The organism is Luteitalea pratensis, from assembly GCF_001618865.1.
GTDB lineage: Bacteria > Acidobacteriota > Vicinamibacteria > Vicinamibacterales > Vicinamibacteraceae > Luteitalea > Luteitalea pratensis.
Genome location: NZ_CP015136.1, coordinates 6,829,018 through 6,848,918 on the forward strand (window position 1 = coordinate 6,829,018; position 19,901 = coordinate 6,848,918).

General features: G+C 67.4%; 15 protein-coding genes and 1 pseudogene. 5 read left to right on the top strand and 11 right to left on the bottom strand.

The features are described 5' to 3' along the window. Window positions 1–6: 6 nt before the first annotated feature. Window positions 7–336 carry a type II toxin-antitoxin system RelE/ParE family toxin gene (locus tag LuPra_RS28695; protein WP_110173947.1) on the bottom strand — a complete coding sequence of 110 codons (330 nt, stop codon included), beginning with the start codon at window positions 334–336 and terminating at the stop codon, window positions 7–9. A 106-nt stretch (window positions 337–442) separates the two neighbouring features. Further along, window positions 443–757, bottom strand: coding sequence for a helix-turn-helix domain-containing protein (locus LuPra_RS28700; RefSeq protein ID WP_237050744.1), 315 nt, complete (start codon window positions 755–757; stop codon window positions 443–445). An 860-nt stretch (window positions 758–1,617) separates the two neighbouring features. On the opposite strand from LuPra_RS28700, the gene LuPra_RS28705 reads away from it, so the two are divergent. After that, window positions 1,618–2,346 (top strand): phosphatase PAP2 family protein, encoded by a 729-nt coding sequence (locus LuPra_RS28705; protein WP_157899812.1) that lies wholly within the window; start codon window positions 1,618–1,620, stop codon window positions 2,344–2,346. Window positions 2,347–2,383: 37 nt separating this feature from the next. On the opposite strand, the gene LuPra_RS28710 is transcribed toward LuPra_RS28705, so the two are convergent. The 3 genes from LuPra_RS28710 to LuPra_RS28720 form a co-directional block, all read right to left on the bottom strand. After that, a complete protein-coding gene (locus LuPra_RS28710) occupies window positions 2,384–3,685 on the bottom strand; it encodes an MFS transporter (protein ID WP_110173949.1) in 1,302 nt (433 codons plus the stop codon). A 295-nt stretch (window positions 3,686–3,980) separates the two neighbouring features. Further along, a complete protein-coding gene (locus tag LuPra_RS28715) occupies window positions 3,981–6,377 on the bottom strand; it encodes a CHASE2 domain-containing protein (RefSeq protein WP_110173950.1) in 2,397 nt (798 codons plus the stop codon). A 1-nt stretch (window position 6,378) separates the two neighbouring features. Next, entirely contained in the window at window positions 6,379–8,034 is a 1,656-nt protein-coding gene (locus LuPra_RS28720; protein WP_110173951.1) for a FecR family protein, read from the bottom strand. A gap of 232 nt (window positions 8,035–8,266) precedes the next feature. Here LuPra_RS28720 and LuPra_RS28725 point away from each other — a divergent pair, with 232 nt between their 5' ends. Both LuPra_RS28725 and LuPra_RS28730 read left to right on the top strand, forming a co-directional pair. Then, entirely contained in the window at window positions 8,267–10,705 is a 2,439-nt protein-coding gene (locus LuPra_RS28725; RefSeq protein WP_110173952.1) for an FtsX-like permease family protein, read from the top strand. A gap of 100 nt (window positions 10,706–10,805) precedes the next feature. After that, a complete protein-coding gene (locus LuPra_RS28730; protein WP_110173953.1) occupies window positions 10,806–11,147 on the top strand; it encodes a hypothetical protein in 342 nt (113 codons plus the stop codon). Between the two features lie 97 nt (window positions 11,148–11,244). On the opposite strand, the pseudogene LuPra_RS34720 reads toward LuPra_RS28730, so the two are convergent. Continuing rightward, window positions 11,245–12,041, bottom strand: a pseudogene (locus LuPra_RS34720) (DUF2182 domain-containing protein). Window positions 12,042–12,104: 63 nt separating this feature from the next. Next, window positions 12,105–12,608: a DUF1326 domain-containing protein gene (locus LuPra_RS28745; protein ID WP_234800598.1), complete on the bottom strand. Its 504-nt coding sequence runs from the start codon at window positions 12,606–12,608 to the stop codon at window positions 12,105–12,107. 296 nt (window positions 12,609–12,904) lie between these two features. On the opposite strand from LuPra_RS28745, the gene LuPra_RS28750 reads away from it, so the two are divergent. Further along, window positions 12,905–14,356 carry a hypothetical protein gene (locus tag LuPra_RS28750; RefSeq protein ID WP_157899814.1) on the top strand — a complete coding sequence of 484 codons (1,452 nt, stop codon included), beginning with the start codon at window positions 12,905–12,907 and terminating at the stop codon, window positions 14,354–14,356. A 208-nt stretch (window positions 14,357–14,564) separates the two neighbouring features. Further along, window positions 14,565–15,215 (top strand): NAD-dependent epimerase/dehydratase family protein, encoded by a 651-nt coding sequence (locus LuPra_RS28755; RefSeq protein WP_110173957.1) that lies wholly within the window; start codon window positions 14,565–14,567, stop codon window positions 15,213–15,215. A gap of 83 nt (window positions 15,216–15,298) precedes the next feature. On the opposite strand, the gene LuPra_RS28760 is transcribed toward LuPra_RS28755, so the two are convergent. The 4 genes from LuPra_RS28760 to LuPra_RS28775 all read right to left on the bottom strand — a co-directional run bounded on the left by LuPra_RS28760 (window position 15,299) and on the right by LuPra_RS28775 (window position 19,876). Then, window positions 15,299–16,330 carry a GDSL-type esterase/lipase family protein gene (locus LuPra_RS28760; RefSeq protein WP_157899815.1) on the bottom strand — a complete coding sequence of 344 codons (1,032 nt, stop codon included), beginning with the start codon at window positions 16,328–16,330 and terminating at the stop codon, window positions 15,299–15,301. 138 nt (window positions 16,331–16,468) lie between these two features. Continuing rightward, window positions 16,469–17,410: a 16S rRNA (cytosine(1402)-N(4))-methyltransferase RsmH gene (gene rsmH, locus LuPra_RS28765; protein WP_110173959.1), complete on the bottom strand. Its 942-nt coding sequence runs from the start codon at window positions 17,408–17,410 to the stop codon at window positions 16,469–16,471. A 40-nt stretch (window positions 17,411–17,450) separates the two neighbouring features. Next, window positions 17,451–18,716 carry a PQQ-dependent sugar dehydrogenase gene (locus LuPra_RS28770; RefSeq protein ID WP_110173960.1) on the bottom strand — a complete coding sequence of 422 codons (1,266 nt, stop codon included), beginning with the start codon at window positions 18,714–18,716 and terminating at the stop codon, window positions 17,451–17,453. Beyond that, entirely contained in the window at window positions 18,713–19,876 is a 1,164-nt protein-coding gene (locus LuPra_RS28775) for a 3-keto-alpha-glucoside-1,2-lyase-like domain-containing protein (protein WP_110173961.1), read from the bottom strand. The genes LuPra_RS28770 and LuPra_RS28775 overlap by 4 nt, the downstream gene beginning before the upstream one ends. Window positions 19,877–19,901: the final 25 nt, after the last annotated feature.

Genomic DNA, 19,901 nt, shown 5'->3' on the forward strand with positions numbered 1-19,901 from the left:
CTGCTCCTACGTCTTGCGCTTCTTGTACTGCTTCCAGTGGTCCCGTGCGACCTCGATGTCTCGGCTTTGGCGCTTCTTCGTACCGCCGCCAAGCAGGATGACGATCCTGTCACCGTCCTTGCCGAGATACACGCGGTAGCCAGGGCCGAAGTCGATCTTGACTTCGAATACGCCTGCGCCCACAACCTTCACGTTCGACCAGTTGCCGGTGCCGAGCCGTGTCAGCGAAGTGGTGACGCGGGCTGCAGCCATATCGTCCAGCCGGCCGAACCACTGATCAAAAGGGCTCCGGCCAGCAGCGTCGACGTACTGGCTGAGTTCAAGCGATGGTAACATTTACGTTACCATGCGTCCACTGGGCATGCCCTGGACGGTGGGCGCGCCTGCGCCACCCTGTCAACACGACCTTCGGCCGCCGGCACAGCCGATTCATCGGCTGGCGTCACCCAGCGGCGCGAGCCCTGTGAGGACCACTGGCTCCTGGTCCGGGAACTCCGCTACCAGCGAGAAGCTTGCCGCCCATGGCTTCGACGTAGTCGCGCAGCGTCGAGATCAGCAGGTCGCTGCGCTGCTCGAGCCGGGAGACGCCGTCCTGGCCGATGCCGAGCACCTCGGCCATCTTCTGCTGCGTCAGCTTGTGCGCGCGGCGCAGCTCCAGCAAGGAGCAGTCCTCGGCAACGATGGTCGCTGCACGCGCCGCGACCTTCCGCTTGCGTCCGGGGCTGAGCCCCTTGCGAAGGTGTGCGATGTTATTCATGACTTGCGCGCTCTTCGTCGAGCGTCGGCGCAATGCTCCTGCCTGAAGTGCTGCCAGGTGAGCTTCGAATCGGGCATTGGCTCTCTCAATAGCGGCCGATAGAGCCGCTTCTGACCGCCGCCGGACTTGTCGCCCTCGTACAGGATGATGGCCCTGCGTCCTGCACCTCGTCGTCCAGCGCCCCGAACTATCAGTCCGTCGTTCTGGCTCGGACACGACCTGCTCGCGACGTCTACCAGCAGATGGGAACAGCGAGCTGGCACTCAAAGCTCTGGACGAAGCCGACGCCTTAACCCCCAACAGCAAGAACCTGTCGCTTCGAGGATACATCCTGGCGAAATCGGGGCGCAGGAATGAGGCCGAGCAAGTGTTGCGCACACTGGAAACCCGTGCTCGCGAAAGTGTTGCTCGCGAACGTTACGTGCCACCCTCTACAGTCGCGATCGTGTACGTTGGGCTTGGCCAACGCGATTTGGCCTTCCACTGGCTCGAGAACGCCTTACAAAGCGCGAGACGTTCACCTTGTCTATCTGGCAGCCGGGTCTTCCGGGTGGGACGACCTTCGCGAGGACCCACGCTTTTGTGCACTTGTCGAACGCTGCGACTTCATGCGCACGGCGAACACGGGTGGCCACACAGAGCGATAGAGGCGAAGGCAGCGGTTCAATGAACCGTCGTGCGATTTGGCCTGTTCTGTAGACTTTCGATTGGTAGTACTGCGGCACAGACCGTGCTAGATTCGCGAACTGCCTTCCTGCGACTGGCTGTCGTTTCAAATTTTGCCGAGATACTTGATGGGGCTTTCTGCGCGAACTACGGCATTCTGTGGTCCATCGTTGGTGGGAAGCGTCACGAGGGCGTTGCACGTCCTGCTCGTGCTCCTGGTTCCGGGTTGCAGCCCACTGGCCGCGCAGACCAACGCCACACCTCCCCCTTCGATTGGCGCCGTCGTGCGGGAGATGCCCCGCGACCTCTGGCGCTTCATTTCGTGGGACACCGGCATCGTCCTCGGGATTGGCGGTGGCGCCGCCGCCATCGGACATGTCTGGGACGACGATCTGGCGGGCGAGATCGAGACCAACGTCAGGCTCAACAATGCGATGGAGCCGGGGCACACCTACGGCGCCTTCTCAGTTCAGGCGCTCCTCGGCGTCGGCTTGTATACCGGCGGGTGGCTTGCCAAGGAGGGACGGCTCGCGACCACGGGCGCGGACATCATGCGCGCGCAGCTCCTCAGCCAGGCGTACGTGCAGGCGATCAAGTACACCGTGCAGCGTGAGCGGCCGGACGGATCGAACTCGGTGTCGTTTCCGTCGGGTCACTCTGCCAGCGCATTCGCGACCGCGAGTGTGTTGCAGCGGCACTACGGCTGGAAAGTCGGTGTCCCTGCCGCCCTCGCCGCTGGGTATGTCGCGACCGCGCGCGTGCACGACAACAAACACTACTTGAGCGACGTGATTTTCGGAGCCGCCATGGGCATCGCTGCTCAGCGGACGGTCACCCTGCACGCCGGCCGCTACGGCATGGTGCTGACGCCCGTCGCCGGTGGAGGACGTGCTGGCGTGCTGGCCGTCATTCGACCGCGCTGACCCCTACCGCGGGGAATCCACGGGGTCTGGTGCGGTGTCAGGGAACTCGAATGGCAGCCGCGAAGACCGGACGGCGCGGATCGATGACCGCCCAGCAGCCGGCGCCGATGAGAAACAGCACGCCCATCACGTAGAGCGGCAGATCCCAGTTGGCGAACCATTCAACCGAGTAGGCGACGATGAGCGGGTTGAGCATCGCGACGAGGTTGCCGATGGAGTTCATCGTGCCGCCGACGACGCCCACGTGGCTGCCGCCGATCTCGATTGCCGTCCCCCATGCCGCGCCCAGCGTGAACATCGTCAGGCCCGTGCCGATGGCAATCAGGCCGGCCGCCGCGACGGGCGACGAGGCGTGGCCGGCGGCAATCAGGCAGAGGCCGACGACGAAGTAGGCGACGCCCCCCAACACACAGCGGCCGACGCGGAGCCCGTAACGGCTGCACAGGTGGTCGGTGAGCCATCCGCCGAGCAAATCGCCCGGCATGCTGACCAGCAACGGCAGCCCGGCAAACAGCGCCATGCCGGAGATGTTGAAGCCATGGCGCTCCAGCAGATATGTCGGCAGCCAGGTGATGCAGAAGTAGAAGATCATGCAGTTCGGGATGTACATGACGCTCAGTGCGATCATGTTCCGGCTGCGAATGAGCTCTCTCCAATACGCCCAGCCGCTCGGGTGAGCGGCCTCGCGCGGGCGGCCGGCGACGATGGCGTCCAGTTCTTCCGCGTTCACCGCGGGATGTTCCGACGGATCGTTTCGGAACCAGTACAGCCACACGGCGACCCACACCACGCCGACCAGGCCGAAGGTGACGAAGACGCCGCGCCAGGACATCACACTCAGCATGCCGGGCCACCAGCTGCCCAGCAGGCCGCCGCCGACGATCAGGCCAGGAGTCAGGCCGGCGACCAGGTGAGCGCCGGCAAAGAAGATGCCTTGCGCCCGTCCGCGCTCGCTGCGCGGAATCCACCGCGAGAACGTACGCGCGACGCACGGCCACGCGCCCGCCTCGCCGGCGCCGAAGAGGAATCGCACCGCCAGCAAGACGGGATAGTTGAACGCGGCCGCCGTCGCGACGGTCAACGCCGACCACCAGATCACGATTCGCGCGACCACCGAGCGCGTGCCGACCCGATCGGCCCACCGGCCGGTTGGCACCTCGAACAATCCGTATGCGAACTGAAAGGCGGTGAACACCCAGCCCATCTCGACGGCGGTCAGCCCGAGGTCTCGACGGATTCCTGGAGCGAGCGTGCCGATGGCAACGCGGTCAAGGTAGGTCACCATCGCCAGCGTCGTGGCGAGCGCAACAACCCGATAGCGCGCGCGGGTGGCCGGCATGGGCGCCCTATCTTACAGGTAGTTCGACGGCACGGACACCGCCGCCGTCGGCTCATCACGTGACTTGCGCCGCCCGGCGCCGGCAAACGCACGTGTTCATTACGAGCTCGGTGGGTTGACGGTCACACGTGATGGCCGATGGGCGCTCGCCAACCGTGACCGATCGGTGGGAGAGCGACATCATGGCCGCCGAGAGCGTGCGCTGACCGAGACGTGATTGGCCCGACGACAAGTCCGAGGACCGCGGCCTTACCGTGGCATGTCGCGGGGGGCTGTATGACTGTGACGCCGATCCTCAGGCCTCGCGCAGCGGTGGCCGCGTCGGACGCCAGTGCCGCAGGTGTCGTGCGACGAGGTCCACGAGCAGCGTGCTCGACACCGGCTTGCGGGCCGAGTCCGAGAATCCGTGGTCGCGCAACGTCGCTTCCCGGTCCTCGCCGCTGCCCGAGATCGCGATGATCGGGCCCTCGTAGCCGTGCGCGCGCAACTGAGTGGCCGTGACGAGACCGTCCTGATCGGGCAAGTCGAGATCGAGCAGGATGGCTTCCGGCGCGAGGGAGTGCGCGAGGGCAACGGCCTCCTGTCCGGTGCCGGCCGTGACGACGCGGGCACCCGCGCTGCTGAGCACGACGGCAAACAGCTGCCGGATGTCCTCGATGTCGTCGCACACCAGCACCAGCGGTCCGTCGCCGGTGCTCTCGACGACATCCTGCTCGTGCGGCGCCGCGAACACCGTCGGCGGCGTGGCTTCCCGCGCCGGCAGCGTCAGGGTGAAGCGACTGCCGCATCCCTCGGACGAGGAAGCCTCGAGGTCTCCTCCCATCAGCCGGGCGAGTCGGCGTGACACGCTGAGGCCGAGGCCGGTGCCGCCCATGCGCTGCGCGCGCTGGTATCCCTGTTCGTACTCCTCGAACATGCGGGCGAGCGCCTCGGACGGGATGCCGCTGCCGGTGTCCTGGACCACGAGCGTCAGTCGCCCGTGATCCCAGGCGACGACGAGGCGAATGTCGCCGGCCTCGGTGAACTTCATCGCGTTGCCCAGCAGGTTCAACAGGATCTGGCGCACGCGAAGGGCGTCGATCAAGAGGTACGCCGGGACGCCAGGGGCGACATTGCCGGAGAGGGCGACCCCATCGTTGCGGGGCAGACCCTCGACGGTGGCCAGCACGTCGCTCAACAGTTGCCGCACGTCCACCGGTTGCGGGTCGATGCGAGCACGTCCCACCGCGATCGTCGCATCGTCCAGGAGGTTGTTGACCAACTGCAGCAGGTGCGCGCCGTTTCGCGAGATCACTCGAGCGTACTCCTGTACCTCACGAGGGTCGCGACCCTCGACGATGAGGCGCCCGAAGCCGAGAATGGCGGTGACCGGCGTGCGCAGTTCGTGCGCGATGTGGTTGAGGAATTGCGTCTTGAGCTCTGAGGCGCGCTCCGCCGCCTGACGCTCGGCCTCGATGAGGCTGCGTTCCCGACGGAGCCGGACGAGGTCGGCGAGGGTCAGCAGCCCAGCCGATGTGGCCGCCGCGACCAGTGGGCCAAACAGCCACGTGCGCTGCTGCAGGAGCACCAGCATCGACGCCGCGAGGGCAGCGGTAGTCAGGCCCGAGAGCAGGAGCGCGACGAGCGTGGTGCGTGACCGATCGGGACGCCATGCCCAGCCGAGCAGCAGGACGCCCAGCGCGAGTGCGAGCCCGATCGTGTCGATCACCGCGACGCGCGGACGCACGACGGCGCCGTCTCGAAGGAGGACCGTGGTCAGGCGGATGAACTCGACGCCTGGCACTCGTCCGACGGGCGTCGGCACGGCTTCTTCCAGCAGCAGGGCCGTCGCCCCGATGAAGACGCGACGTCCGCGCACGTGCGCGGCGACGTCCGGGTCCCCGACATCTGTCACGGCCGCGCGCACGAGTCGCGAGAACGCCAGCGTGGCCAGCGCGGGCTGCGCTGATGGATACCGGAGTTCGACCTGGCCAGCCCGGTCGACGGGGAGCGCATGCCCAGCGATGAAGATCGTCGGCCCTCGCCAGCCTGGCCGCCACGTGACGTCGTCTTCACTCCCGAACAGGGAAGCGACCGCCATCGCCGGCAGCCACGCGCGCCCGACGCGCGTCAGCACGGGGAGGCGCCGGACGATGCCGTCCTCGTCGGCCCCGGCCGTCGCCACACCCAGTCGCGCGGCGGCCTGCAATTCGGGCCGCGGCGCCACCAGGCTGATCGCTTCGCTCGCCGGCGTCCCGTCCGCCACCGTCATGCCGGACGTGGCTCCGGGCGCAACGGTACGGTCCGTCGTCATCCTGAAGGGAACGGGCACGGCGGGCAGCACGATGCCGGGGGTGCGGGCCAGGGCTTCGCGCAACTGATCGTCACCGTCGCGCGGATCCGCGGCCAGGACGTCGAGGGTCACGTGTCGCGCGCCCTGTGCGCCGAGGTAGTCCACGACATGCGCCCAGACATCCCGACGATAGGGCCATCCGCCGATGAGCGGTTGCAGGTCGGCCATCGAGGCGTCGTCGATCCCGAAGACCACGGTGCCGTCGTCGGCGAGAGTGGGAGCGAACAGGGCCGCCAGACGATCCCACAGCCATGCGTCCAGACGGCGACCCGGACCACTGACGTCGAGGCCGACCGCGACAGCGATCGCCACGATGACGATGACCTGGGCTGCGCGGGCGTGGCGCAACCCGGTGTGCATGTCAGAACGCGGCCACGAGGGCGCCTGCCCCGAGTGGCAGGAGGATCCACCACCACTTGCTGCGTGGCGGCTTCGGGATGTCGAGCGACTGTGTTGGACCGAAGGGACCGCTCACGCCCTCGGCGTTCACCACGCGAACACGGACGTGGTAGCGGCCTGGTGTCGGCCTCGGCACGGTGATCATCGGCGCGTCCACCTCGGCGTCGACGATGGCCGCTCCGAACCATGGATCGGCCGCCATCTGGACGACGTAGCGATCTCCGGGCGCGCCCGCCGACCAACGTAGCGTGAGGTCGCGCTTCTGCACCGAGGCATCGGGCGCTGGCCCGGCGGCGGGCCGCGCCCGCAACTCGACCACGGTCGGGTCTCCCCATGGGCCGCGATCCTCGCCCACGCGCGACGCCACGCGCCACACGTATCGTCCCGGAGGCAGCGCCAAGGTGGCGGTCACCTCGCGGATCGCCGTCTGCTCCGACCGCGTGGCCGCGAAACCATCATCGGTGGCGACCTGCAGGTCGAACGCCTCGACGCCGTCGGGACGGGTCCACTCCAGCGCCACGCTGTCGCCGTACGTCACGCCGTCACCGGACGACTTGACGAGTGGCGGTACGGGGCGTGCGTCGACAGTGAATGTCGCGGTCGCCTCGAGCCCCTCGAGGTCGTCGGCATCGATGCCGCGGACGGCGATTCGGTAGATGCCGTCGGCAAGGTCCGGCCACGTCACTTCGGGTGAGGGGACCTGCTGGTCCTCCAGGGCAGGCGCGTCGCCGGAGGGTGCAACGCTCACGCGATATGCCGTCGCTCCGGCGATGGCAGGCCAGCGTACCCGCACTGGCAGCCGGGCGGAGGAGGCCGACAGTGCCGCGAGATCGGTCTGCGGCAGCAGGGCGCGCGGCGGTGCGAGCGGCACGCCGACGCGTGCGCGCATGCCGTACCCGGCGGGGAGCGCCACGTTCTCGGGGCCACGCCCGACGCCGACCGATCCATCTGTAACCTCGGTGGCCACCGACGCGGCGTCGGTACCTACCGACACGCGGAACTCCGTGCCGCGCACCGTCGCGATCACGACCGGCGTACTGATCTCGTGCTTTTGCGCCGGATGGGTCGCCGGTACGACCGACGATTCGACGCGGCCACGCTGGACGTCCACCCGCGTGCGGCTGACCTGTGGTCCCGCCAGCGTCCGCAGTTCGACGAGCGTGATGCGAGCCTGCTCGCCGAGGGTGACGAGGCTGCCCGTGGACAACTGCAGCTTCACGCTCTCGTCGTCAGCGGTCACGACGGAATCGCCGGGAGCGAGCGTCGCGCCGAGCAGCGCGAGCACGGTGCCCGCGCCGGCCGTTTCGACGCGCGGCTTGCCGCGCACCCAAAGCACGCGTGCCTCACCTGGCAGGCTCCGCATCCGATCGAGCGGGAAGGCCAGCGTCCGACCCGGCCGCAGGCGCTTCGGGTTGCGCACCTTGTTGAGGCGGGCGACGATGGACCAACGGTGTGGCTCGCTGAGTAGTTGCTCGGCGAGTCTGATCAACGTGTCGCCACGCACGATGGTGTGCGTGTACGTGTCGTCGGGCGTGAGGGGAGCTGGTGGACCCTGCGCCTCGACCGTGGCCGACAGGCCCGCGATCAGCAGGCTGCATGAGACTCGCCGCAGTGACACTGAAGGTGGCTCCCCTTTCGTCGGCACGCACGGCGCTTCATGCGATGCGGTTCACGATAACAGACGGACCACTGCTGAGTTCCGAGGGACTTGCCTGTAACTGCCCACGCGTCCATCCTTGCCGTGGCCATCGCCATCGCCACCTTGTGTGTGTCCTTCCGCCAGAAAGAACTCGCGGGGCCGACCTACTGGCTTGCTTCTGGGCACGGTTCCCTTACGCGCCGGTTGAGCGATGAGCAACTTTCCCAGCACCGCCTGGACAGGCGTTTCGCGAGCGCGCAGTGGCGGCGAGCCCGGGGCGCGAGAGGCGCTTGCCTTTCTGTGTGCGGCGTACTGGCGTCCCCTGTATGGCTTCGCCCGCGGGCTGGGTTATATGACTGAGGACGCCCATGACCTCACGCAGGGATACTTTGCGCTGCTCATCGAGAAGGACTACCTCGGTGACGTGCGGTTGCGGGAGGGCCGATTCCGCGCGTTCCTCCTGACGTCGTTCAAGCACTTTCTGTCCAAGGAACGCGACCGCGCGCGGGCGCTGAAGAGAGGCGGCGGCCGAGTGCCGGTGGCGATCGACGTCCGGGAAGCGGAGGCGCGGCACCCTGACGATACGCTCGACACTCTGGATCCCGAGGCGCTCTTCGAGCGGCGGTGGGCCTTCACCATCCTCGAGCGGGCGATGGCACGTCTCGGTCAGGAACTGAAGCACGCAGGTCGCGGCATCGAGTTCGAGCAGCTTGAAGGCTATCTGACGGGCCGTGAACCGCGGGTGCATTACCACGACGTGGCCGAACGCCTCGGGACGACCGAAGGCGCCGTCAAGAAGATGGTGCACCGGCTGCGTCGCCGCTACGGTCATCTGCTCCGCGAAGAGATCGGGGCCACGGTGGCCGAACCGGGAGACATCGACGCCGAACTTCATCATCTGCTGTCGGCAATCAGGCCGTGGGAACCTCCGGTGGCCCGAAGCCTGACCGATACCCAGGCTGAGACCATCGTAGGAACCCCGGGGTACATGTCTCCGGAGCAGGCGGACGGCCTTCCCGTGGACGCGCGCGCCGATGTGTTCTCGGCCGCCGTGATTCTCGCGGAGATTGTCTCGCCGAGGACGATCGGAACAGGCGAATCAGCGAATGACAGACGCAGCCTGTGGGCGGAGTTGCGTCAAGACCCCCCTCTGGTTTCGGCCGGACCTTGGAGTGCAGCGCTCCGCCGGGCACTGAGCCATTCCCCTGGGGACCGTTATTCGTCCGCGGGTGCGCTGGCGCGCGCCCTGGAAGTCGAGCAGCGGGAGACGAATCGCGCCGACCAGAGCCCGTACCCGGGTCTTCTGCATTTCACACGAGAGAACGCCCGCTTCTTCTTCGGGCGCGAGCTCGAAGTGGAGTCGCTGCTTCGTCAGTTGCGACGCCCTCGCCTGCGAGCCGTGATCGGGCCGTCCGGTGCCGGCAAGAGCTCGGTGCTCCGCCAGGGCGACGGCCGCAGCACGCGGCGCGTGTCGCTGCGCAACGTCCTCGTCGTGGGCCAACTCGCGGTGGCGCTCGTGCTGCTGGCGACGGCGTCGCTGTTCGTGCGCAATCTCGCGCAGGCGCATCGTCTCGATCCGGGCTTCGACACGGAGAACACCCTGGTGGGGCTCGTGAGTTTCGTCGAGGGCCGCTATACCGACGAGACGCGGACCGAATTGCTGGACCGCGCCGCCAGCCGGGCGCTCGCGCTGCCTGGCGTCGTCGCGGCGGGATATGCCTACGGCGCACCGCTGACCATCCGGAGCGGGATGAGCACCGGCGCCGATCTGACGCTCGAGTCGACCGGCGCGAAGTTTCAGGCGAGCTATGAGACCAACTTCGCGGGGCCAGGCTTCTTCGAGGCGATCGGCATTCCCGTCGTCGAGGGTCGTACGTTCCGTGGCGACCACAGGCGGGGTGCGCCGGCCGTCGCGGTGGTCAACGAAGAGTTCGTCCGGCGTTACATGGCCGGCGCCGACCCGATCGGCCAGCGTCTGCACCTGCCCGGGCCCGAAGAGAAGACGTACCCGGTCGAGATCGTCGGTGTCGTCGGCGACAGCAAGTTCCGATCGCTCGGCGAGGACCGTCGGCCGGCAATCTACGAGGCCTACGCGCAGCGCTCCCATGGACAACGGGTGGCGCACGTGTTCGTGCGGAGGAGTCCCGGAGCGGCAATGAGCCCGCACGAGGTCGTCAGTGCGCTCACCGCGCTCGATCCGTCCATGGCGGTCGAGGTGAGCACCATGCGCGACACGCTGGCGTTTGCGTTCATGCCGAGCCGACTCGGGGCGGCGTTACTGGCAGCGCTGGGCGCGCTGGGGCTGCTGCTCGCGATGGCGGGCCTGTTCGCCGTGGTGTCCTACTCCGTCAGCCGGCGCACCGGCGAGATCGGCATCCGGATGGCGCTCGGTGCGAACCGCTGGCGAGTGACGCAACTCGTCCTGCGCGATGCGGTGCTCCTGACGGCCATCGGCGCCGCGCTGGGGCTTGCCGCGGCCTGGTTCGTCACCCAGCCGCTGGCGATGTTCCTCGTTGCGGGCGTGAGCGGAGACCCGATCGCGTTTGCCGGCGCCGCCGCCCTGCTGGTGCTCGTGAGCCTCGCTGCAGCGTGGGTGCCTGCGAGGCGCGCCGTCCGCGTCGATCCGGTAACCGCCTTGCGGTGCGAATGAGCGCCGCGCTCTCTCCTTGACGCCCTAGGAGAGTCGTGATGCTCTCCTTGACGCCCTAGGAGAGCCCTGCATCCTCTCCTGGCGCGTCCAGGAGAGCCGCGTGAGCGACACCACCGAACTGCTGCTAGGTACCCTCAACCTCCTCATCCTCAAGGCCGTCTCGCTCGGGCCGCTGCACGGCTACGGCGTGTTGCTGCGGATCCAGCAGATCTCTCGGGGCGAAACCTTGCTACTGGTGACCATCGGAGCAGTGCTCGGCACGCTGTCCTCACTTGCCGCCAACCGCTACATCGCGGCGCAACTGTTCGGCGTCACGCCCCGCGACCCGGCGGCGGTCGGTGTCGCCCTGTCGGTGCTGGGCCTCGTCACGATGCTGGCTGGTTACCTGCCCGCGCGCCAGGCGAGCCGCATCGACCCGGTCAGGGCGCTGCGGACGGAATGACGGTGCCCGATCCGCCCGTCGTGGGCGAGAGTCGACAAACGAGGTCCCTCATGACGTTCGTCGCATCGCCGGCTGCAGCGGCCCTCGCGAAGGGCGTTCAGCGCACGAGCCTCCAGACTCCGGCGGCGTTCAGGATCACGCCGGTGATCCGTGCGGCGTGCGCGCCCAGGGGCGCCAGTTTTTCGAAGGCGACGAATGCGGTCAGCGCTGCAATGACCGTCAGGTTCATCACGCCTCCGGCAAACAGCAGCAACATCAGCGCCCAGCAGCAGCCCACGCAGTAGGTGCCGTGCTCGACGCCCATGGCCAACGCACCAGGCCATCCCCCGCGCCATCGGCTCATCAGGAAGCCCAGCGGGGACTGGCACGTTCGCAGGCACGCGTGCTTGATCGGCGTCAGCTGATACACGCCGGCGAGAAGCAGCAGCGTCGCACCAACCCGCGAACTGGTGACCTCCATCATCGGCGACACGAGCCGGAGCACCGCGAGCCACGCTGAAGCGCGGTGGCCACCAGGCTGAACACCGTCCACACGAGGAGATAGCCCGCCGCAAGCGCATAGATCTGGCGCCCCGCCGTTCCGTGTGCGGATCGTCGGGCGCTGGCACCGTACAGGAGCACCAGGGGCGAGGCAGACGGAAGCATCATGCCAGCCATCATGACAATCCACATTGCCCAGAGCAGCAACAGGTGTGGTACGTCCCAGTCCGCCGTCATCATCCACGCACTGGCGCCGGTCATCGATCCGTACATGTCGCGCGCCATCACGCCGATCCACAGCCAGCAGAACACGGGCACCAGGACCAGGACGACCACATCGGGCGCGCGGTCGTACCGCAACGCCCGGTCGAGGATGGTGGACGGACGCTCGGCGGGAGTGGCGGGTCCGGGCATCGAGGGAGACGACGACTCGCGATGGTGACGCAGTCGCGGCCAGCGCAGGCCGCAATGAAGTGCTTACGCGTTGCGCCAGGAAAACGGCGCGTACTGCCCGTTGTTCTTGCCGCTTGCGTCTTCCCAGGCCAGGCCGAGGGCACGCACGCGGCTGTTGGCAGCGCGCGCCAACGCAAAGCGACCGGCGGCCCGATGGCCCGTGTTGTCGAGGTACAGCGGCTCGGTGGCGTCGGGGTTGAGTCCCTTCGCGCCCTCGGCAGTCATGTCAACGAAATCCGACGCCTTGACGGTCCACTTCGCACCGCTGCGATCGAAGCGGATTGGTGCGGGCTGCACGCCCAGGAACGTTCCGATCAGTCCTGACAGTGCCGCCATCGGACCGCCTGCGGCTCCGCTGGCGATAGCCGTGATGGCCTCACCCTGCTCGGCGGTTGCTCGCTCGTCCGCGATGAGCCCGACCGACCAGTTGCCATTGGCCATCGCCTCGGGCGTGAAGCCTAGGATGATGAAGCCCAGGCCATCCAGCGGGACGTTTCCGTAGGTCCCGCGATTCACCTCGAGTGCCATGGCAAACGTGCAAGATCCCCTGGTGGGTCGTACCGCCATTCCTCCCGGGAGGCAGGGCACACGAAGTCGCAACTGCACGTCTCGTAGTACTGGCCGCTGACCTGCCACGTTGGTATCGCCACGATCCACCTCCCAGAGCGGCGATTGTAGTCCCGCCCATCTCTCCTCCTCGAGACGACCGGGCGGTTGTTTGTCAAGAACCTACGGCCGAGGTAGCATGGACGCCTCAGAGCGGTCAAGTTCCACCTCTAGACCTACCCGCTCGCCCTGGTAGAACCGCGGAGCCGTCGAGCACCATGGCCCAGATTCCAAGCCACGCCCAGTGGATGAAGGACACGCATTCCCTCACGAGCCCGCGGAGCCCGTTGATCAAGGCGGTGGATGACGCCGTGGACCGCTACGGCAAGACGCCGAACGCGCAGAACAAGGAGGCGATCAAGACCGCGCTCGACAAATGGCGGTTCGACCAGAGCCGGCAAGGCAAGGACTGGAAGAAGAGTGTCCGCAACGAGAAGGGCGCCGTTACCAACCTTCACCGGGCCCTGACCGACCTCGACAAGCGCAAGCTTACCCGCGAAGAGCTCGAGGCGATGCAGTACATCGCCCGGATGCAGGCGACGGCCCTGCAGCGTCAGTTCGATGGCAAGGAACTGAAGTTCAAGAGCAACACGCTGCTGGGTCTCGCGTCCAACACGGGTAGCAAGTGGCAGAAGTTCAAGGGCGCGTCCGCCTTGGTGGCCGGCGGTGCATCGGGCGCCGCGTCGGCAGCGAAGACGGGACGATCGCTCGCGCAAGGCGCGAGCCTGGTCCATCAGGTCGGGGGAGCCGGCGCGATCGCCGCATCGCAGGGGTCGATGGTCGGCATCGTGATGAAGATCAAGGAACTGTGCCGGGAATTGTGTCCCGGCCTCGATCCCGATCAGGTGTTCCAGGCACTGCACCTCGGCAACATGGAACAGTTCGCGGCCGAGTTGGCGCCTTTCGTCGGCGCGATCTCGTCCGGCGGCAAGGCGATCATCGGGTGGGCCGGGGTCATCAAGCAGCAGTACGGCCAGTACAAGATGCAGGACATGCGGCAGGACATCGCGCCGGGCGATCCCGAGGCGGCGTTCGACGCGCTGTCGGCGTTGCTCGACCGTGAAATCGCGTCGGCGGCCGCTCGTGCCGCGGTCAAGACCGGCGCCTTCACCGCGAAGACGGCCGGCGCATTCGCCGATGCGGGAGCGGTCACCGGTCCGGTCGTGGGCGTGCTGGAAATCCTGGCGGAAGTGATTCAGTCGATCGTCGAATACGTGCGCGATTACAAGGAGTGTGAAGCGGCGAACCAGCTGCTGCGCGTCGGCGCCCTGAATCTCGAACTGTTCGGCGTCTGCCCGATCCTGGGTTGCTATTTCCTGGTGATCCAGGACCACAGCACGATCATCAATTTCGCCGTCGGCGAGTACGGCACCGCGAACTGGATGTTCGACGTCGAACGGCTCGTCACGAAGGTGCAGGCCGTCCTCGAGAAGTGCCGAGAGCTCATTCGCCTCTCGCGTCTCGAAATCCTGGGAATGGACGGCGCCAAGGGCCTCGTCGAGGAGAACTACAGCGTCAAGAGCGGCATCGGCAAGGTCACCGGACTGCCAGGCGCGATCGCGGACACGATCGCAAACCAGCTCGAGTCGTGGTTTGGAAACCCCGTCAAGCCCAAGGAAGTGGACAAATCGCGCATCCAGGGGATCGCCAGCTCCAAGTGGCGCGAGTGACGCGATCAACCGGCCCTGCCCATCACCGAGGTCCGTCCGCCCTCCGGATTCACCCCGATCCGCCGTCAGTTCGTGCATTCGTCGGTGGCACTGGCGGCGGCGTTGGCGGCGTCAGGCACCGTCGCACGCGCAGTCGCGCCCAGGACGCTGTTGGTCCTCGGTGGCACGGGCTTCATCGGTCCTCACCTCGTGCGGCGGGCGGTGGAGCGTGGTTCATACCGACCCGGCAGATCCGAAGGACGGCTCGGAGAGCTTCGGCACGCGCAAGGCCCGATGCGAAGCCATCCTCGCGCGCGTGTTCGGCCCTCGCGGCATCGTCGTCCGCCCGACCTACATCGTTGGGCCTGGCGATCACACCGACCGTTTCACCTACTGGCCGGTGCGGCTCGCCGAGGGTGGCGACGTACTCGCCCCTGGCAGCAAGACCGACCCCGTGCAGTTCATCGACGTGCGCGACCTTGCAGCCTTCATGCTCAGGCTCGTCGAAGACGACGCGTCAGGCATCTTCAACGCCATCGGCCCCGGTACGGCGATGACCATCGAGACGTTCCTGCGTGAGTCGATCGCCGCGCTGAATGTCACGGCGCGACTGGTCTGGGTCGATGAAGCGGCCTTGAAGGCGCGGGAGATCGATGGGATGGTGCCGTGGATCCTGGCGCGTGGCAACGACCTGGGACACACGAGCATCCGGACGACGCGGTCGGTGGCGGCCGGCCTGTCGCATCGCCCCGTGACCGAGACGGTGCGCGACACCCTGGACTGGTTCACGGAATTGCCGGCCGATCGGCGTGCGAGCGCGAAGTGGGTGATCTCGCGCGAGACGGAGCGCGAGATCCTCTCCGCAACGCGCACGCGTTAGCGGAGGCCGCCCAGTCAACTTGCCCTGACGACGGCGCTCGAAGGTCGGCCTTCGTCAATCGGCCTTCGGCCTTCGAACCCACCTCAGCGCGCGGGCATTGTCTGCGCTGGCAGCAAGCGCTCCAGCGTTTCGGTCATCGCCGCGGCCCACAGGTCGTAGCCCTTCGCCGTAGGGTGGAGGAAGTCGTACATCACCTCCCGGGCGATCGTCCCGTCGGCGGATACGAACACCGACCCGATATCGAGGTACGTGATGCCGTGGCGGCCGTCGAGCGTCGCGAGACGTCGATTCACTTCTCCGACGGAGTCGCGTGCCGGATTCGGACGTTCACCGCGGGGCAGAAGTCCCAGCAGCAGGATGCGTGTCTGCGGCGATCGCGCGTGAATCGTCGAGCAGATCGCCTCGACGCCCGCGGCGATGTCGTCGGCCGTGTTGAGCCCGATGTTGTTGGTGCCGATCAGCACGACCACGACGGCTGGCGACACATCGTCGAACTCGCCGTGCGTCAGTCGCCAGAGGACGTTCTCGGTCCGGTCCCACCCGTAGCCCAGGTTGACGACGCGCCGCCCCGCGAAGAATCGATCCCACTCCGCGGCGCCGTTGCGTCGACCGCCCACCGGATCGCCACCCCAGAAATGCGTGATCGAGTCGCCGAGCATCACGATCTCGGGCCGGCGCTCGCGCATCAGGGCAACGGCCGCGGCGTGGCGATCCTTCCAGTCGTACACGCGCCAGTCGCGGTTCTGGGTGACGGGCACGAGCGATGTCGGTGTCCGAACGGTACCGTCAGGCAGCGGCGTCTCGCGCAGCGCGACATCACCAGCGGCAGTACCGTCGTCGGTGAACGCGCGCACTTTCAGCACGTATCCGGGCGGCACGTCGACCGACGCCAGCCATGCACCCGAGTCCCGTGTCGGCTCCGTGCCGTCGAGCGTGTAGCGGAGGATCGTGCCTGCCGCTGGCACAGAGGCGTCCCAGGGACCATCCGCCCGCCGCGTCAGCGCCGGGGGTTCGGCCTGCGCGTTCGCGGGCGGCGCGCACGGCAAGAGCGCGGTCACCATGATCCACGCCAGGATGCGGCCCGCGGCTCTCGTGGCGCGTGTCTTCGCTGTCACTGTGCCGATCCGGCGCGCCATGAACGAGCGCCTGTCACTGACGATGGATTCAAGCGGGCCGGAGCACATGGTTGGATTCTCGATCAAGGGTTCAAGGCAGGGCCAGCGCTCCGAGCGCGGCCGGTGCTTGCAAGAGCCTCACCCGCCGCTTCTCAACCCGCCGGCACGTACCGCCCAGCGCAGTTTGGCGGACGCCGCACGCCGATTCGCGAACGTCTCCTCCCTGGCAGACCGCACGACCGTCTCCGCGATCTCGGCATAGACGCCGGCCCGTCGACCACTGCGGAAGGCCTGCTTCACACGCCGGTCCTCTCCCGAATGGAACGTGAGGACGACGACGCGGCCGCCCGGTGCGAGGCCGGAGGGAAGTGCGGCCAGCAGCGTCTCGAGCGCGTCGAGTTCGTCGTTCACGAGGATGCGCAGCGCCTGGAAGGTCCGCCGTATGGACATCTTCACCTCCGCGCGGGGTAATGCAGGCATCGCCGCGGTGAGCCCCGCCCGGATGAGCCGCTCGAGCGCGTGCGTCGTGCGGGGCAGTGCCTCCACGAGCAGACTGGCAATGAGATCGGCGTGTGGTTCGTCGGCGTAATCGACGAGGATCGCACCGATCGCGGCCGCGTCCAGAGTGCCCAGCCGTTCCCATGCAGGCGGTCCGCTGGTGGGATCCATGCGCAGGTCGAGGGGCCCTGGATGCTTGTAGCTGAAGCCACGCGCGGGCGAATCGTGCTGCATCGACGACACACCGAGGTCGACCAGGATTGCGTCGACGCGCTCGTACCCGTGCGAGGCAAGCACGGCAGGCAGCGAGCGGAAGTTCGCCTGCTGCGCGATGAACGTCTCGGGGCCGAACCCTGCCTCCCGAAGGCGGGCGAGCGTTGCTGGCAGTTCCACGGGGTCGACGTCGAGTCCGATCAGGCGCCCGCCCGGCTGAAGGCACTGAAGGATGGCCTGCGCGTGGCCGCCGCCGCCGAGGGTGCAATCCACGACGGCCTCGCCAGGTGTCGGCCGCAGGTGAGCCAACACCTCCGCAACCATGATCGGCCGGTGTGGCGACGCGTCTGCCGGGGTGCCCCCGATCACTTAACGAAGTCTCCTGTCTTCTCCGCGGTGCGGCCGTTCGCTAGCGGAGCTCCGTCACGCGAAAGAACTCGCCGGTCTTCTCCAGCAAGACCCCCGCAGTCCCATCGGGGAAAGTGAAGAACCTGGGATCTGGCCGAGCGTTGCCAGCAAGCGCCTTCAAGGTGGTGTCCTTGCCCTCGGCATCCACGACGCCGACTTCGAGAACCGCCTGCCTGCGCGCGGTCATCGGCCCCGTTGTCGCGAAGACGCGACCGCTGACCAGGTCACCGAACAAGAGCGTGATCCGCGAGAACGAAGGGCCGCCAGGTACGGGGCCGGAAACAGCGATTCGCTCGCCCGTCGCGCGTCCGACCTGCGCGATCGGCTGCACGAAGCCCGGCTCGTCGTCGGGCAACTGCGCTGCCGAGTTACCCAGGCGATCGATGTCGTAGGTGCCCTCGCGCGCCTTGCCGTCGACGGGATGTCGGCCCCAGCCGAAGTCGAGCGATGCAGACGACGAGAAATCGGTCAGGCGCGCGCCATTCACTTCCTCGGAGATCCAGCCACCCGGGTCGACGAACGTGAGCCAGCGCTCGCCTGCCCACGTGCCGATCGCCAGCCGCTGCGCGGCGCGCACACCGAGCGCCGCCACCGAGACCGCTCCATCGGATGGCGTGATCCGCATGATTTTCGCGAGATGTGTCTGCGCATCCTGACCGTGCCCGCGTCCGTCCTCGTACGAGTCGCCGTTGTCACCGACGGCAAACAGCACCAGGTCATCGTCGGCAACCACCAGTCCGCCGCCTGTGTGGCCCTCGCTGCGCATTTGCAAGGCCACGATCGGCCGTGGCGAAGTGAGAGTCTGGCCGTCGAACTGGTACTGCACCAGTACGTACCAGCCGTCTGGGTCGCGCGGCGACATCAATCGCTTCACCCCCTTGGGCACCAACGACGATACGAATACAGCGTAGACATGGGTGCCGGCCCGATCGGCGGCGACGTTGATCAAACTCTCTCCGCCTAGCAGACGCACGCCTGGCGGCAACGATTTGGGTGTCAACAGCGTCGTCGCGGCATGGCCGTCCCAACGCGACAACGTGCCCGCTTGATCGACCAGCAGGAGTTGATCTCCCGCAACAACGGGAGACGTCGGGTTGATGTGCGTGGGCATCACACCCACGCGATCAACGCGCACGCGGAGGTCCGATGGCGCCGGCGGCGGTGGAGTCAGTCCTGGCTTCTGAGGCGGTGCTTGCGCGCCACGCAAGGTCACGCTGGCAGCGATGATCCCGGCGCACGCAACGAGGATCCGTGATTGGAGCCTCATGGTAGCGGCCTCACGAACACGTTCGCGAACTCGACCTTCCGGCCTGCTGGAACGAGCGCGATGCGTCCCCTGGCAGGCAATCGGTCCTGCGGCACGTCGGCCAGCACCACCGTGCCGTTCACCGTCATCGTCAACCGGTTGCCCTCGATGCGCTGGACGACACGGTTCCACTTGCCGGCAGCCTGTGCCGGACCGCCGGGCTGGGGCATTACCACCGTGCGAACACCCGGCAGCATGCGAGCCGAGACGACCGCTGCGGCCTGAGACGCGGCGGGCTCGGCCTCGTCGACCCAGCGCCAGTCGGCGATCACCTCGATGTCGCCGTAAGGGTCCGACGAGAGCAGCGGCTTGCCGGGTGCAGGTATCGCGGCCTCGTAGGCGATGGTCCAGTCGTTGGTACGCCACCGCGGCGCCTGATCCGGCGGCAATTGCCACCCCGTCATGGTCTTGCCGTCGTAGAGCGCCTTGTGACCCGCGTCCGCGGCGGCCACCTGCTCCGGTGGGAGCGTGCCGGCACTCAGTAGCTCCCGGATCCGGATGTTACGGAACAACGTGGGCGCGCCCTCCGACTCCAGCGCGATGTAGCCCTTGCGCGGCGAGATGTCGTAACCGCCCGACACCTCCTTGCCGTTGACGGCCAGCTTCAGGGAGCCCTTGTTGGCCGTGATGCGGTAGTGGTTCCACTCGCCAGGCCCCTTCGCGCGGTGCTCGCTCGGCAGGCTGCGCATCGTGCCCTTCGGGTGTGGCCGGTCGGGCGTGAGTCCCGCGCCGTGGATGGCAAAGACGTCGCCGTGGCTGGTATACGTCTCAGAGTTGCGGCCGTCGAGCACCTGCACCTCGATGGCGCGTTCGAACGGCTGGCCCCGCGCCGGCAGGGCGTCTGCCCAGATGAACACGCCGGCGTTACCCAACGGCTTCACGTGCTGGTACTCGAGTTCGAGCACGAAATTCTCGTACATCCGCTCGGTGCGAATCTCGCAGACGGGGACACCGGTCGAGGTGATCATGCCTTCGCGCACGCCGAAGGTATCGGGCGCACAGTTGATGTTCACCCACCCTTTCAGCGTCGTGCCGTCCAACAGCGGGACGAACCCGGGCTCCGGCTGGATGGCGCCGATCGACAAGGCGCCGACGAGAAGGAAGATGGCACGTCGCGACATGCGGGCAGTCTAACTCGTCTACCCT

What these genes read in the sequence shown, in the direction of transcription:
- LuPra_RS28695 (WP_110173947.1), bottom strand. Translation starts at nt 336, where the DNA reads ATGTTACCATCGCTTGAACTCAGCCAGTACGTCGACGCTGCTGGCCGG.
- LuPra_RS28700 (WP_237050744.1), bottom strand. Translation starts at nt 757, where the DNA reads ATGAATAACATCGCACACCTTCGCAAGGGGCTCAGCCCCGGACGCAAG.
- LuPra_RS28710 (WP_110173949.1), bottom strand. Translation starts at nt 3,685, where the DNA reads ATGCCGGCCACCCGCGCGCGCTATCGGGTTGTTGCGCTCGCCACGACG.
- LuPra_RS28715 (WP_110173950.1), bottom strand. Translation starts at nt 6,377, where the DNA reads ATGCACACCGGGTTGCGCCACGCCCGCGCAGCCCAGGTCATCGTCATC.
- LuPra_RS28725 (WP_110173952.1), top strand. Translation starts at nt 8,267, where the DNA reads ATGAGCAACTTTCCCAGCACCGCCTGGACAGGCGTTTCGCGAGCGCGC.
- LuPra_RS28745 (WP_234800598.1), bottom strand. Translation starts at nt 12,608, where the DNA reads ATGGCACTCGAGGTGAATCGCGGGACCTACGGAAACGTCCCGCTGGAT.
- LuPra_RS28750 (WP_157899814.1), top strand. Translation starts at nt 12,905, where the DNA reads ATGGCCCAGATTCCAAGCCACGCCCAGTGGATGAAGGACACGCATTCC.
- LuPra_RS28770 (WP_110173960.1), bottom strand. Translation starts at nt 18,716, where the DNA reads ATGAGGCTCCAATCACGGATCCTCGTTGCGTGCGCCGGGATCATCGCT.
- LuPra_RS28775 (WP_110173961.1), bottom strand. Translation starts at nt 19,876, where the DNA reads ATGTCGCGACGTGCCATCTTCCTTCTCGTCGGCGCCTTGTCGATCGGC.